The 13,777-nt window shown below is 72.6% G+C and carries 11 protein-coding genes; 1 reads left to right on the top strand and 10 read right to left on the bottom strand.

Going from position 1 to position 13,777, the window contains the following annotated elements:
* Positions 1 to 7: 7 nt before the first annotated feature.
* From ACIP84_RS33870 to ACIP84_RS33830, 9 genes are all read right to left on the bottom strand, one after another.
* A complete protein-coding gene (locus tag ACIP84_RS33870; RefSeq protein WP_355960602.1) occupies positions 8 to 553 on the bottom strand; it encodes a GNAT family N-acetyltransferase in 546 nt (181 codons plus the stop codon).
* 28 nt (positions 554 to 581) lie between these two features.
* Entirely contained in the window at positions 582 to 1,427 is an 846-nt protein-coding gene (locus ACIP84_RS33865) for a GNAT family N-acetyltransferase (RefSeq protein WP_355960600.1), read from the bottom strand.
* 165 nt (positions 1,428 to 1,592) lie between these two features.
* Positions 1,593 to 2,750, bottom strand: coding sequence for a flavodoxin-dependent (E)-4-hydroxy-3-methylbut-2-enyl-diphosphate synthase (gene ispG, locus ACIP84_RS33860; protein ID WP_015036532.1), 1,158 nt, complete (start codon positions 2,748 to 2,750; stop codon positions 1,593 to 1,595).
* Positions 2,751 to 2,853: 103 nt separating this feature from the next.
* Complete coding sequence (locus ACIP84_RS33855; protein WP_355960597.1) at positions 2,854 to 4,161, bottom strand: site-2 protease family protein; 1,308 nt, start codon at positions 4,159 to 4,161, stop codon at positions 2,854 to 2,856.
* Positions 4,158 to 5,417, bottom strand: a complete 1,260-nt coding sequence (gene dxr, locus ACIP84_RS33850) for a 1-deoxy-D-xylulose-5-phosphate reductoisomerase (protein WP_355960595.1) — start codon at positions 5,415 to 5,417, stop codon at positions 4,158 to 4,160. The genes ACIP84_RS33855 and dxr overlap by 4 nt, the downstream gene beginning before the upstream one ends.
* A gap of 25 nt (positions 5,418 to 5,442) precedes the next feature.
* Positions 5,443 to 6,693, bottom strand: coding sequence for a 3-phosphoshikimate 1-carboxyvinyltransferase (gene aroA, locus ACIP84_RS33845; RefSeq protein ID WP_401803192.1), 1,251 nt, complete (start codon positions 6,691 to 6,693; stop codon positions 5,443 to 5,445).
* A 141-nt stretch (positions 6,694 to 6,834) separates the two neighbouring features.
* Positions 6,835 to 8,757, bottom strand: coding sequence for an acyl-CoA dehydrogenase family protein (locus ACIP84_RS33840; protein ID WP_401803190.1), 1,923 nt, complete (start codon positions 8,755 to 8,757; stop codon positions 6,835 to 6,837).
* A 205-nt stretch (positions 8,758 to 8,962) separates the two neighbouring features.
* A complete protein-coding gene (locus ACIP84_RS33835) occupies positions 8,963 to 10,408 on the bottom strand; it encodes an aldehyde dehydrogenase family protein (protein ID WP_401803187.1) in 1,446 nt (481 codons plus the stop codon).
* A gap of 133 nt (positions 10,409 to 10,541) precedes the next feature.
* A complete protein-coding gene (locus tag ACIP84_RS33830) occupies positions 10,542 to 11,513 on the bottom strand; it encodes an EamA family transporter (protein WP_355960586.1) in 972 nt (323 codons plus the stop codon).
* Positions 11,514 to 11,679: 166 nt separating this feature from the next.
* Between ACIP84_RS33830 and ACIP84_RS33825 the strand changes: the two genes are divergently transcribed.
* Positions 11,680 to 11,877, top strand: coding sequence for a hypothetical protein (locus ACIP84_RS33825; RefSeq protein ID WP_401803184.1), 198 nt, complete (start codon positions 11,680 to 11,682; stop codon positions 11,875 to 11,877).
* Between the two features lie 207 nt (positions 11,878 to 12,084).
* On the opposite strand, the gene ACIP84_RS33820 is transcribed toward ACIP84_RS33825, so the two are convergent.
* On the bottom strand, positions 12,085 to 13,641 hold the full coding sequence (locus ACIP84_RS33820; protein ID WP_355960582.1) for a PucR family transcriptional regulator ligand-binding domain-containing protein: 1,557 nt from the start codon (positions 13,639 to 13,641) through the stop codon (positions 12,085 to 12,087).
* Between the last annotated feature and the right edge of the window lie 136 nt (positions 13,642 to 13,777).

Below are 13,777 nucleotides of genomic sequence, written 5' to 3'. Positions count from 1 at the left end.
GGAGAAATCAGTTCCGGCGCTTGAGCGGCAGGGACGCGCCCATGACGGCGTACGGGCGGACCGCGCTCGGGAAGTGCACCTGGCGGGCGAGGTCCTCGTAGCCGAGGGAGCGGTAGAGGCCGCGGGCCGGGCTGTCGGTGTCGATCGCGGAGAGGATCGAGCGCGGCTGGGCGGACTCGTCGGTGATCGTGGTGATCAGCTCGCGGCCCACACCGCGCCCCTGGTAGCCGGGGTGGACGTGGAGTTCGGTGATCACGAAGGAGTCGTCGAGCCAGTCGGCGGTGCCGGTGGCGCGCAGATAGGCCTCGACGACGGTGGACCACCAGTGGCCCCGGTCATTGGGCATCCCGTACACGAATCCGACGAGTCTCCCCTCGGCGGTGGTGGCCCCGTAGGCGCGGGCGCCGGGGTTCAGCAGGTGACGCAGCACGATGTGGCGGCGTACGGCGACCTCGTCCTCGTCCAGGCCGAAGGCGAGCGCCTGCACGGCGAGCGCCTCGTCCACCCGGGCGGCGAGATTGACCGGTCCGATCATGACCTCTGCGTCATCCATGCGGCGCACCCTACAAGCGGCCGGGGCCTCAGAACAGCACGCTCATGAAGGCACCGGTCTCCTGGAAGCCGACACGGCGGTACGAGGCCCTCGCCGGGGTGTTGTAGTCGTTCACGTACAGGCTGACGACGGGCGCGACGTCCGCCAGGGCGTACTGGAGGACGGCGGCCATGCCCGACTCGGAGAGGCCCTTGCCGCGGTGTTCGGGCGCGACCCAGACGCCCTGGATCTGGCAGGCCTGGCGGGTGGCGGCGCCGATCTCCGCCTTGAAGACCACCCTGCCGTCCTCGATGCGGGCGAAGGAGCGGCCGGCGCCGACGAGCTCGGCGACCCGGGCCTGGTAGAGCAGTCCGCCGTCGTTGGCGAGCGGGGAGATGCCGACCTCCTCGGTGAACATGGCCACGCACGCGGGCATGATCACCTCCATCTCGTCCTTGCGGACGCGGCGCACGAGCGGGTCGGGCGCGACGGTCGCGGAGGGTTCCTCGGCGACCATCAGCGGCTGCCGGGCGCGGACGTCCCGCGCCGGGCCCCAGCTGGGCTCCAGGAGCCGCCACAGCTCGGTGGTGGGCTCGGCGGGCCCGACGATCGAGGAACAGCGGCGGCCGGTCCTGCGCGCCCGGTCGGCGAAGGCGCGCACGGCCTCGGGCGTCGCGCAGAGCGGCACGAGGTTGGCACCGGAGTAGCAGAGCGACCGCAGCCGCCCCTCGCTGTACCAGCCCCACATCTCGCCGCCGAGCCGCCAGGGATCGAGTCCGGCGACCTGGACGCGGGCGGTCACGAAGGCGTTCTCGACGGGGGCGCTCTCCAGAACGGCGAGTGCGGCGCCGAGGTCGGCGGGTTCGAGGACCCGGGTGGCGGGTTGTGTCAGCACGAGGGGGCCTCACCGTACGGTTCTACGTGGTCTCCGCACTTTACCCCTCTCGCCTGTGGCGGGGCCCTCCCCGCACCCGAAGCCCCCTCGTCCCCGGAGGGAGGAGGGGGCTTCGGGAGGATCGGGGCATCGCGGAGAGCCGGGCCCCGGGACGAGCCGGAATGCTCAGCCCGCGACGGCGACCGACGGTTCGCCGCTGGCGACGCCGTCCTTCTCCATCTGCTCGGCGATCTTCAGAGCCTCTTCGATGAGGGTCTCGACGATCTTCGACTCGGGGACGGTCTTGATGACCTCGCCCTTCACGAAGATCTGGCCCTTGCCGTTGCCGGACGCGACGCCGAGGTCGGCCTCGCGGGCCTCGCCCGGGCCGTTCACGACGCAGCCCATGACGGCGACGCGCAGCGGGACGGTCATGCCGTCGAGACCGGCGGTGACCTCCTCCGCGAGCTTGTAGACGTCGACCTGGGCACGGCCGCAGGACGGGCAGGAGACGATCTCCAGGCGGCGCTGGCGCAGGTTCAGCGACTCCAGGATCTGCATGCCGACCTTGATCTCCTCGGCCGGCGGGGCGGAGAGGGAGACGCGGATGGTGTCGCCGATGCCCTGGGACAGCAGCGCGCCGAAGGCGACGGCCGACTTGATGGTGCCCTGGAAGGCCGGGCCCGCCTCGGTGACGCCGAGGTGCAGCGGGTAGTCGCACTGGGCGGCGAGCTGGCGGTAGGCCTCGACCATGATCACCGGGTCGTTGTGCTTGACCGAGATCTTGATGTCGCGGAAGCCGTGCTCCTCGAAGAGGGACGCCTCCCAGAGGGCGGACTCGACGAGCGCCTCGGGGGTGGCCCGGCCGTACTTCTTGAGCAGGCGCGCGTCGAGCGAGCCGGCGTTGACGCCGATGCGGATCGGGGTGCGGGCGTCGGAGGCCGCCTTGGCGATCTCCTTGACCTTGTCGTCGAACTGCTTGATGTTGCCGGGGTTGACGCGGACGGCCGCGCAGCCGGCGTCGATCGCGGCGAAGACGTACTTCGGCTGGAAGTGGATGTCGGCGATCACCGGGATCTGCGACTTCTTCGCGATGACCGCGAGGGCGTCGGCGTCGTCCTGGGTGGGGCAGGCCACGCGCACGATCTGGCAGCCGGAGGCCGTCAGCTCGGCGATCTGCTGCAGCGTGGCGCCGATGTCGGACGTGCGGGTCGTGGTCATCGACTGCACGGAGACGGGTGCGTCACCGCCGACGGCCACGCTGCCGACCTGGATCTGGCGGCTCTTGCGCCGCTCGGCGAGCCGGGTCGGGACGGTCGGGATACCGAGAGAAATCGCGGTCATCTTCTGTGCAACCTCAAGGTTGTGCGTCGGCGGGCTCAGGTCTCCGAGGTTACCGCCCCGGGGGCGGGGGGCCGGACACCACCGGGTCCGGCCCCCCTGCGGGCTACGTGATCTTCACCGGGTTGACGAGGTCGGCGGCGAGGACGAGCAGCGTGAAGCAGACGAAGACTCCGGCCACCACGTACGCGGCGGGCATCAGCTTCGCCACGTCGAAGGGGCCCGGGTCGGGGCGCTTGAAGATCCGGGCCGTGTGACGGCGTACGGACTCCCACAGGGCACCCGCGATGTGACCGCCGTCGAGCGGCAGCAGCGGGAGCATGTTGAACAGGAACAGCGACACGTTGAACCCGACGAGCAGGTTCATGAACATCACGAGGATCGTCGTCGGCGGCGCCTCGACGGTCATCAGTTCACCGGTGATGCGGGCGGCGCCGACGACGCCGACCGGCGAGTCGTCCGCGCGCTCCCCGTCGCCGAAGGTGGCGTCCCACAGGCCGGGGATCTTGCCCGGGAGGGCGATCACCGAGTGGACGCCGTTCTCCAGGAGGTCGCCCATGCGGTCGGTGGTCTCGCCGAAGCCGAGGGGCGCGACCTCGGTCCTGGAGGCGAAGCCGAGGTAGCCGGCGTCGACGTACCTGACCGGCTGGACGACCTTGCCGTCCTCGTCCTTCGCCAGCACCTTGTTGGCCACGAGGTCGGGGTGCAGCTCGACGCGCTGCCCGGCCCGCTCGACGGTGATCGTCGCGGGGCCGATGGTGTCGCGGATGCGGTCGGAGAGGGTGTCCCAGTCGCCCACCGGCGCGCCGTTGAAGGCGACGATCTTGTCGCCGTCCTTCAGGCCGGCCTTGAAGGCCGGGGAGACGGGGTCGCCCGCGGCGCACTTGTCGCGCTTCTCGTCCTGCTCGATCACGCACTTCTGGACGCCCGCGACCTGCGTCGTCTGGCCCTCGACGCCCAGTGTCATCATCGAGCCGAAGAACAGCGCCACCGCGAGGACCAGGTTCATGAACGGTCCGGCGAACATCACGATCACGCGCTTCCACGGCTTGCGCGTGTAGAAGAGGCGGGTCTCGTCGCCGGGCTTGAGCTCCTCGTACGAGGCCTCCCGGGCGTCCTCGATCATCGAGCGCCAGGGCGAGGTGGAGCGCGCCTCGATCTTGCCGTCCTCGCCCGGCGGGAACATGCCGATCATGCGGATGTAGCCGCCGGCGGGGATGGCCTTGATGCCGTACTCGGTCTCGCCGCGCTTCTTCGACCAGATCGTGGGGCCGAAGCCGACCATGTACTGCGGCACGCGGATGCCGAAGAGCTTGGCCGTGGAGAGGTGGCCCAGCTCGTGCCAGGCGATGGAGACGAGGAGGCCGAGAGCGAACAGCACGAGGCCCAGGACGTACAGGAGCATTTCGGTCATGCGCGGGCCTCCGCTGTTGCCTTCGCTGCGAGCTCTCGGGCCCGGGCGCGCGCCCAGGTCTCCGCTTCGAGGACGTCCGGCACCGTGAGGGAGGTTCCCGCGACGGGAACGCCGTGCTCCGCGACGACCGCTGTGACCGTATCCATGATTCCGTTGAACGGCAGCCGTCCGGCGAGAAACGCCTCGACGCACTCCTCGTTGGCCGCGTTGAAGACGGCGGGGGCCGTGCCGCCCAGCTCGCCGACGTGCCGGGCCAGGCCGACCGACGGGAACGCCTCGGTGTCGAGCGGGAAGAACTCCCAGGTCGAGGCCTTGCTCCAGTCGAAGGCGGGAGCCGCGTCCGGGACCCGCTCCGGCCAGCCGATGCCGATGGCGATCGGGCCGCGCATGTCCGGCGGGGTGGCCTGGGCGAGCGTGGAGCCGTCGGTGAACTCGACCATCGAGTGCACGTACGACTGCGGGTGGACGACGACCTCGATGCGGTCGAAGGGGATGTCGTACAGGAGGTGCGCCTCGATGACCTCCAGACCCTTGTTGACCAGGGTGGCGCTGTTCACCGTGATCACCGGGCCCATGGCCCAGGTCGGGTGGGCGAGCGCGTCCTCGCGGGTGACGTCGGCGAGCTGCGCGCGCGTACGGCCGCGGAACGGGCCGCCCGACGCGGTGACGACCAGCTTGCGGACGTCGGCGCGGGTGCCCGCGACGAGCGCCTGGAAGAGGGCCGCGTGCTCGGAGTCGACCGGGATGATCTGGCCGGGCTTCGCGAGCGCCTTCACCAGGGGGCCGCCCACGATCAGCGACTCCTTGTTGGCGAGGGCGAGGGTACGGCCCGCTTCGAGGGCGGCCAGGGTCGGGGCGAGGCCGATGGAGCCGGTGATGCCGTTGAGGACGGTGTGGCACGGCGAGGCTGCCAGCTGGGTGGCCGCGTCGGGGCCGGCGAGGACCTCGGGCAGCGGCTCGGAGCCGTACAGCGCCTTGAGGGCTGTACGGAGCTCCTCCACCACGTCCTCGCGGGCCACGGCGACCGTGGCGACCTTCAGCCGGTGCGCCTGCTCGGCGAGCAGCGCGACCCGGCCGCCCGAGGCGGCCAGGGCAGTGACCCGGAAGCGGTCGGGGTTGCGCAGCACCAGGTCGATGGCCTGCGTGCCGATGGACCCGGTCGAGCCGAGGACGACGAGGTCCCGGCGTCCTTCGGAGACGTCGAAGGCGATATGCGGGTCGGCGAGAGGAGAGGGGCGGTCGCTCATGCCCCCCATTCTTGCCGCAAACGCCGCGCGGTCTTCACGGGGTGTGGACGAACGTGTCGAAGACCCGGTGGAAGTCGGGGAACGTCTTCTTCACACAGCCCGGGTCGTCGAAGGTGATGCCGGGCGTGCGCAGGGCGGTGACCGCGAACGACATGACGATCCGGTGGTCGCCGTGGGTGGCGATCTCGACGGGTCCTGCGGGCGTTCCCGGGTGGATCTCGATCCAGTCGGGGCCGGTCTCTACGGTGATGCCGAGGCGGCGCAGGTTCTCGGCACAGGCGTCGAGGCGGTCGCACTCCTTGACCCGGGTGTTGGCCACGTCCTCGATACGGACCGGGCCGTCGGCGAACGGCGCGAGGGCGGCGAGGGTCGGCATGGTGTCGGAGATGTCCCGCATGTTGACGGTGAGCCCGCGCAGGACGCCGGTGGAGCGGACGGTCGTCCCGGTGCCGGTGATCTCGACGTCGGCGCCCATGCGGCGCAGCACGTCGACGAAGCCGAGGTCTCCCTGGAGGGCGCCGGTGCCGAGACCCGGGACGGTGACGGAGCGGCCGGGTCCGAGGGCCGCGGCGGCGAAGAAGTAGCTGGCGGTGGAGGCGTCGGGCTCGACGCCGTAGGTACGGGCGCGGTAGCCGGTGGGGGCGACGCGGTAGGTACGGGCCCCGTCCGGGCCGCGCTCCTCCCTGATCTCCGCGCCGAAGTCCCGCATCATCGCGAGGGTGATCTCGACGTACGGCTCCGAGACCAGGTCGGTGACGGTGATGTCGAGGCCCTCGGCGGTGAGCGGGCCCAGCATGAGGAGGGCCGTCAGGTACTGGGAGGACTGGCCGGCGTCGAGGGTGAGCGCGCCGCCCTTCACGCCGTGGGCGTGGACGTCGAGGGGGTGGTGGCCCTCCTGCCCTCCGTGCCGCAGGTCGACGCCGAGCTCGCGCAGGGCGGTGGCGAGCGGGCCCAGGGGACGGCGCCGCATCTGCGCGGAGGCGTCGAAGCGGTAGGTGCCGTGGCCGGCGGCGGCGAGGGTGGGCAGGAAGCGGGCGGTGGTGGCGCCGTCACGGCAGTAGACGTCGGCGGAGTCCGCGCCGGGGCCGGCGGGGCGGCCCTCGATGTGCCAGGCGTCGCTCTCGCGGCGGACCGTGTAGCCGAGGGCGGTCAGCCCCTCGGCGAAGCCCTCGGTGTCGTCGGAGACGAGGGGCCGGAGGAGGGTGGTCGTGCCTTCGGCCGCGGCGGCGAGGAAGAGCGCGCGGGCGGTGACGGACTTGGAGCCGGGGATGTGGATGACGGTCACCCGCCCCATCCTGCCGTGCGGGGCGGAGGCGCGGGCGGGTGGTCCGGACCGTGGACGAGGGGGGCGGCGCGGGCCGTGGACGACGGGGCGGCCCGGGCCACTGCGGGGCCCGGGCCGCTGCGGGCAGGCGGATCCGGCGGGCTAGGGGATCCGGCGGTGGACGTTCTGTTCCGTCGAGGGGCCCGGGGTCGCGTCCGCGATCCAGGGACCTTCGTCGCCCGGATCCACGATCCCCTCCTCCAGCCACGTGTACCGCCCCGCGAGCACCCCCTCGGCCACCCGCCCGTCGACCTCGTCCGTGTTGGACCAGAGCCGTCCGAACAGCTCCTCGATCCGCAGCCGGGCCTGCCGGCAGAACGCGTCCGCGAGCTGCTGCGCCTCCCGGCCGTGGTCGCCGGTGGTGCGCAGCAGTTCGGCCCGTACACAGGCCGCGCTCATCGCGAAGAGTTCCGCGCCGATGTCGACGATCCGGCCGAGGAAGGCCTGCTTGAGCTCCATCCGGCCCTGCCAGCGGGACATCGCGTAGAAGGTGGAGCGCGCCAGCTTGCGCGAGGTCCGCTCCACGTAGCGCAGATGTACCGCCAGCTCGCCGAACTCGCTGTACGAGGACGGCAGTTGGCCCGGACCCGATACGAGTCCCGGCAGCCATCGGGCGTAGAAGCCGCCCGCCCGCGCGCCCGCCTTCGCCTTGTCGGCGAGCGACTTCCCGGGGTCGATGAGGTCCCCCGCGACGGAGAGGTGGGCGTCGACGGCCTCGCGGGCGATCAGCAGGTGCATGATCTCGGTCGAGCCCTCGAAGATCCGGTTGATCCGCAGGTCGCGCAGGACCTGCTCGGCGGGGACGGCGCGTTCGCCGCGGGCGGCGAGCGAGTCGGCGGTCTCGTAGCCGCGGCCGCCCCGGATCTGGACGAGTTCGTCGGCGATGAGCCAGGCCATCTCGGAGCCGTACAGCTTCGCAAGGGCGGCCTCGATGCGGATGTCGTTGCGGTCCTCGTCGGCCATCTGGGAGGCGAGGTCGACGACCGCCTCCAGGGCGAAGGTGGTGGCCGCGATGAAGGAGATCTTGGTGCCGACGGCCTCGTGGCGGCCGACCGGCCCGCCCCACTGCTCGCGGACGCCCGCCCACTCGCGGGCGATCTTCAGGCACCACTTCCCGGCGCCCGCGCAGGCGGCGGGGAGCGAGAGGCGGCCGGTGTTGAGGGTGGTGAGGGCGATCTTGAGGCCGGCGCCCTCGGGGCCGATGCGGTTCTCGGCGGGGACCCGGACGCCGTGGAAGCGGGTGACGCCGTTCTCGAGGCCGCGCAGGCCCATGAAGGCGTTGCGGTGCTCGACGGTGATGCCGGGCGAGCCGGCCTCCACGACGAAGGCGGTGATGCCGCCGGGGTGCCCGTCCGAGGCGGGCACCCGGGCCATGACCACGAGCAGGTCGGCGATGACACCGTTGGTGGTCCAGAGCTTCACTCCGTCGAGGACGTACGTGTCCCCGTCGGGTACGGCCGTGGTGGCCAGCCGCGCCGGGTCGGAGCCGACGTCCGGCTCCGTGAGCAGGAACGCGGAGATGTCCGTACGGGCCAGCCGGGGCAGGAAGGTGTCCTTCTGCTCCTGGGTGCCGAAGAGTTTCAGCGGCTGCGGTACGCCGATCGACTGATGCGCGGAGAGCAGGGCGCCGACCGCGGGGCTCGCGGAGCCGACGAGTGCGAGGGCCCGGTTGTAGTACAGCTGGGTGAGGCCGAGACCGCCGTACTTCCGGTCGATCTTCATGCCGAGCGCGCCGAGCTCCTTGAGCCCGGCGAGCGTCTCGTCGGGGATCCGGGCCTCGCGCTCGATGCGGGCGCCGTCGATCCGGGTCTCGCAGAACGCGCGCAGGGTGGCCAGGAAGGCCTCGCCGCGCCGGGCGTCCTCCGCGGCGGGCAGCGGATGGGGATGGACGAGGTCGAGCCGGAACCGGCCGAGGAAGAGCTCCTTGGCAAAGCTGGGCTTGTGCCAGTCCCGCTCACGTGCGGCCTCGGCGGTCTGCCGGGCCTCGTGTGCGGTGACCTTGGGCCGCTGGGTGGGGGCGGACATGGACACCTCCTCGGTCTCACTGTCCGTCGTACCCGATTTCGGCAAGTACGGACAGGCGGGAGACCGGCCGGAGGCCCGGCCTGACGGCGAAAAGGCGGCCCGAACCCCCGCACAGTGGGTTCGGACCGCCTGGTCTCGTGGACGTGGGCCGTACGGGGTACGGGCTGTGCCGTACCCCTCGCGCCGTACGCCGTACGCCGTATGCCTAGAGGGCGAGGCCCGTCAGGACGAGGACGCGCTCGTAGGTGTAGTCGTCCATGGCGTACTTGACGCCCTCACGGCCGACGCCGGAGCGCTTGGCACCGCCGTACGGCATCTGGTCGGCGCGGTACGAGGGGACGTCGCCGACGATCACGCCGCCGACCTCGAGGGCGCGGTGGGCGCGGAAGGCGGCCTGGAGGTCGTGGGTGAAGACACCGGCCTGGAGGCCGAAGTCGGAGTCGTTGACCGCGGCGAAGGCCTCGGCCTCGCCGTCGACCTTCGCGATGGTCAGGACCGGGCCGAAGACCTCGGCGCGGGCCAGCGTGACGTCCGCCGGGAGCTCGGTGAGCACGGTCGGGGCGTAGGTCGCGCCCTCGCGCTTGCCGCCCGCGAGGAGCTTGGCGCCGGCGGCGACGGCCTCGTCCACCCAGGACTCGACGCGCTTCGCGGCGGCCTCGTCGACCAGCGGGCCGACGTCGGTGGCGGCGTCGGACGGGTCACCGGTGACCTGCGCCTCGACGGCGGCGACGATCTTCGGCAGCAGGCGGTCGTGGACGGAGGAGTCCACGATCACGCGCTGGACGGAGATGCAGGACTGGCCGCCCTGGTAGTTGGAGAAGGTGGCGATACGGCTCGCCGCCCAGTCCAGGTCCTCCTCGGAGGACCAGTCGGGGAGGACGACGGCCGCGGCGTTGCCGCCGAGCTCCAGGGTGCAGTGCTTGTGGGGCACCGACTGCTGGATGGCGTAGCCGACCGTGTCGGAGCCGGTGAAGGAGATGACCGGGAGGCGCTCGTCCTTGACGAGGGCGGGCATGCGGTCGTTCGGCACGGTCAGGATCGACCAGGAGCCGGCCGGAAGGTCGGTCTCGGCCAGGATCTCGCCCAGGATCAGGGAGGAGATCGGGGTCGAAGGCGCCGGCTTGAGGATGATCGGGGCGCCGACGGCGATGGCCGGGGCGACCTTGTGCGCGCTCAGGTTCAGGGGGAAGTTGAACGGCGCGATGCCGAGGACGACACCCTTGGGGATACGGCGGGTGAGCGCGAGGCGGCCCGCGCCACCGGCCTCGGTGTCCAGGCGCTGGGCCTCGCCGGCGTTCCAGCGGCGGGCCTCCTCGGCGGCGAAACGGAAGACGGAGACGGCACGGCCGACCTCGCCGCGGGCCCACTTGATGGGCTTGCCGTTCTCGGCGGAGATCACCAGGGCGATCTCCTCGGTGCGCTCGGCGAGCCGCTTCGACACGTGGTCGAGGGCGGCGGCGCGGACGTGCGCCGGGGTCGCGGCGAACTCGTCGACGACGGCGTACGCGGCGGCGACGGCCTCCTCGACCTGGGCCTCGGTGGGCACGCTGACCTTGCCGACCAGACGTCCGTCGAAGGAGTTCGTGACGTCGAAGGTGGCCTCGCCGGTGGCCTCGCGGCCGGCGAGCCAGAAGGCGTGGGTGGTCGTCATTGCGTCCCGGCCCTTTCCGTATCGGGGGGTGCGAGCGATTGCTCTCGTGACACGTTAGGGCCGGGGCGGCGGGCGTGGGCTTGTCCGGTGTGGAGTGATGGGTCGGAACCTCTGTCCGAATTGGCCGAAGAGGTCAGCCTCGCCGTTCCGTCGAGACGATGAGACAGACTCCGCCGACGACGATCGCGCCGCCGAGGACGATGGGCCAGGACAGCGCCTCGTTCAGGACGAGGGCGCCGAGGGCGACCGCGACGACGGGGTTCACGTACGCGTAGGTGGCGACGAGCGAGAGCGGTGCGGCCTGCAGGAGCCACGCGTACGCGGTGAAGGCGATCAGCGAGCCGAAGACGATCAGATAGGCGAGCGCGACCCACGACCGGGTGGAGATCTCGCTCAGGTCGAGGCCGTGCTGCTCGCCCCGGAACAGGCCGAGGGCCACACCGGCGAGACCGCCCGCGACCATCTCGTACGCGCTGGCCGTGAACGGGTTCGGGGGCATCGGGAGGCGCGCGGAGGAGAACGAGCCGACGGACCACAGCAGGGTCGCGACCACGACCAGGACGACCCCGCCGACCTTCACCTCGCCGCTGATCCCCGGCAGCGTGAGCACGGCGAGTCCCACGAGCCCCAGGAGCACTCCGGCGAGCCCGCCGAGGCTCGGCCGCTGCCCGGTGGCGGCCTTCAGGATCACGACCCAGGCCGGGACGACGGAGATCAGGAGGGCGGCCAGGCCTGAGGGTATGGAGGTCTCGGCGAGGACGACGAGGGCGTTGCCGCCGAGGATCAGGAGCAGACCGACGAGCACGGCCGACCCGAGCTGCCGCCGGTCGACCTTGAGGGCGGCGGGGCCCTGGCGCCAGGCGATGATCCCGGCGAGCAGCAGGCCGGCGGTGACGAAGCGGACGCCGGCGGAGAGGAACGGCGGCATCGTCTCGACGGCGATCCGGATGCCGAGGTACGTGGAGCCCCAGACGACGTACACGATGCCGAGCGCGGCCCATACGGCGCCGGTGATCCGGCGGGTCGGAACGGCGGTGGTGGTGGCCGCGGCGGCGGCGGTGGCGCGGGTCGTCTCGGGAGCCGGATCGACGGCGGGGCTTGTCATGAGCAGGAGAGTAAGGAGTAAAAGGCTCGATGACCAAGAGAATTGCCCGTATTCGGGCAGGCGGAGGTCGGTACGCGGGCCCGTGAAGACCGTTCTCGTGGAGTGGCACGATGTCCGGACCCCACCGCCGCAGCGGTGGAGGAGACGAAAGACAGGGGGAACTCGCATGATCATGCTCGCGTTGACCGGCGTCCTGGTGCTCGCGGTCGGAGGGTGCGTCTGCGTGGTGTGGGCCGCCCGGGGCGGGCCCCGCTGGGTGCGAGGGGCCGCCGCCGTGACCCTGGCGCTCGGGAGCGCGGTGCGCAGCAGCAACCGGCGCAGGAGCGTCGGAAGCGGGGACGGCGGCGGGGGCGGGGACGACTAGAGCCCTGCGGCAACGGAGCGGACACGCCCGGGGGTGACGGGCGTACACGCCCGGGGGTGACGGGGCGCACACCGCACGGCGCGCGGCGGGAGACCGGCGAGGACCGGGGCGGGAGACCCACGAGGACCGGGAGCGGGAGACCCACAGAGGGCCGGCGGCGGGAGACCGACGAGGACCGCGACCACCGGCCCGGCTGCTCGCTCCCCGCTACTCCGCGGCGCCCTCCCCCGTCGCCTTGAGCGCCAGCCACAGCTCCATCCGTACGTCCGGGTCGTCGAGCGAGCGGCCGAGGATCTCCTCCACCCGCCGCATCCGGTAGCGCAGGGTGTGCCGGTGGACGCCCAGGTCGGCCGCGGCCGCGTCCCACTGGCCGTGCCGGGAGAGCCAGGCGCGCAGGGAGGCGACGAGGTCGCCGCGGCCCGTCGCGTCGTGGTCCCGGAGGGCGCGGAGCATCCCGTCGGCGAAGGCGCGGACCGCGTCGTCGGCGAGGAGCGGCAGGACCGAGCCCGCCGCGAGGTCTTCGTGCTCGACGAGCGCCTTGCCGCGCCGCCGGGCCACCGAGAGGGCCTGTTCCGCCTGCTTGTACGCGGCGGCGGCGGTGATCGGACCGGCGGGGGCCGAGAGCCCGATGGTGAGGCCGGCGTCCTCGGCGTCCCGTTCGGCGTACCCCTCGCAGGCGGCCACGACCGCGCCCCCGTCGCCGGCGAGGACGACGAGTCGCTGCTCGCTCTCGGGGACGGTGAGCACCGCCTCGCCCGCGCGCGCGGCCGCGGACTCCAGGGCCTCGGTGAGGACCTGGAGCGCCGGTTCGCCGGCGGGGTCGCCCCCGGCGGGTTCGGCGACGAGGAGCCGGAAGGGGGCGTCGAGCAGCCCGCCGTACACGTCACCGGCCACCGCGCGCGCGTGGTCCGGCTGGCCCGCGAGCATCATCTTCAGGACCGCGGCGCCGAGCCGCTGCTCGGCGGCCTGGAGCGAACGGGAGCGTTCCGTCGTGAGGGTGAGCAGGGCGATCGCCGAGTGCACCGCGTACCGCTCGGCCGTCCCCAGGGGTGCGCCGGTGCCGACGGCGAGGGCGCCGCGGACACGCCGTCCGGTGCCGAGCGACTGGAGCTCGACGCGGTCGTCCGTACCGCCGACGACGGCGCTGGCGGGCGCGGGCCGGTCGCGCAGCCGCTCGACGTCGGGGGTGAGGCGGGCCGCCCGGCGTGCCGCCCAGTCGGGCGAGACGGCGACGACGGTGCCGGAGGTGTCGTAGAGCGCGGCCCAGCCGTCGACATGGGCGGCGAGCCGGGCGACGACGGCCTCGGGACCCTCGGCGAGCGCGGCGCGGGTCAGCTCGCGCTGGGCCTCGAAGCCGGCGGTGACCGCGCGGTACTGGTCGGCGGAGATGGCCGCGGACACGGCCTTGCTGATGGCGAGGAAGGGGGTCCTGCGCGGTACTTCGAGCAGGGGCAGGTGCTCGTCCCGGGCGGCGTCGAGCAGGGCGGGCGGGATCTCGTCGTAGTTGACGCCGACGGCGAAGCCGAGACCGACGACCCCCGCGCCGAGCAGCCGCCGCACGTAGCGGCGCATCGCCTCCAGGTCCTCCGCGTCGAGGGTGAGCGCGGTGGTGAGGAGGAGCTCGCCGCCCTCCATGTACGGGACGGGGTCGGCGAGCTCGCTGACGTGCGCCCAGCGGACGGGGGTGTCCAGGCGGTCCTCCCCCGCCCGGACGACGAGCTTCAGGGAGGAGTGCTGGACGAGGGAGGCGAGGGTGGGCGGCATTGGGGACCGTCGGACCTTTGAGCGAGGGGGCGCCGCTCAGCCGAGCGGCGCCCCCGATTGTGCCAGGGCGGACCGCTGCCCGCTCCGGCTCGGGGAGGCGCGGGTGGCACGTCGGGGACGCGGGAGCGGCACGTCG

This window comes from Streptomyces sp. NPDC088707, from assembly GCF_044752725.1.
Lineage (GTDB): Bacteria > Actinomycetota > Actinomycetes > Streptomycetales > Streptomycetaceae > Streptomyces.
The sequence above is the reverse complement of the archived record's forward strand: the minus strand, read 5'-3'. Positions and strand labels throughout refer to the sequence as shown.

Coding starts and splice junctions, on each gene's coding strand:
- ACIP84_RS33870 (WP_355960602.1), bottom strand. CDS start 553: ATGGATGACGCAGAGGTCATGATCGGACCGGTCAATCTCGCCGCCCGG.
- ispG (WP_015036532.1), bottom strand. CDS start 2,750: ATGACCGCGATTTCTCTCGGTATCCCGACCGTCCCGACCCGGCTCGCC.
- ACIP84_RS33855 (WP_355960597.1), bottom strand. CDS start 4,161: ATGACCGAAATGCTCCTGTACGTCCTGGGCCTCGTGCTGTTCGCTCTC.
- dxr (WP_355960595.1), bottom strand. CDS start 5,417: ATGGGGGGCATGAGCGACCGCCCCTCTCCTCTCGCCGACCCGCATATC.
- ACIP84_RS33840 (WP_401803190.1), bottom strand. CDS start 8,757: ATGTCCGCCCCCACCCAGCGGCCCAAGGTCACCGCACACGAGGCCCGG.
- ACIP84_RS33835 (WP_401803187.1), bottom strand. CDS start 10,408: ATGACGACCACCCACGCCTTCTGGCTCGCCGGCCGCGAGGCCACCGGC.
- ACIP84_RS33830 (WP_355960586.1), bottom strand. CDS start 11,513: ATGACAAGCCCCGCCGTCGATCCGGCTCCCGAGACGACCCGCGCCACC.
- ACIP84_RS33825 (WP_401803184.1), top strand. CDS start 11,680: ATGATCATGCTCGCGTTGACCGGCGTCCTGGTGCTCGCGGTCGGAGGG.
- ACIP84_RS33820 (WP_355960582.1), bottom strand. CDS start 13,641: ATGCCGCCCACCCTCGCCTCCCTCGTCCAGCACTCCTCCCTGAAGCTC.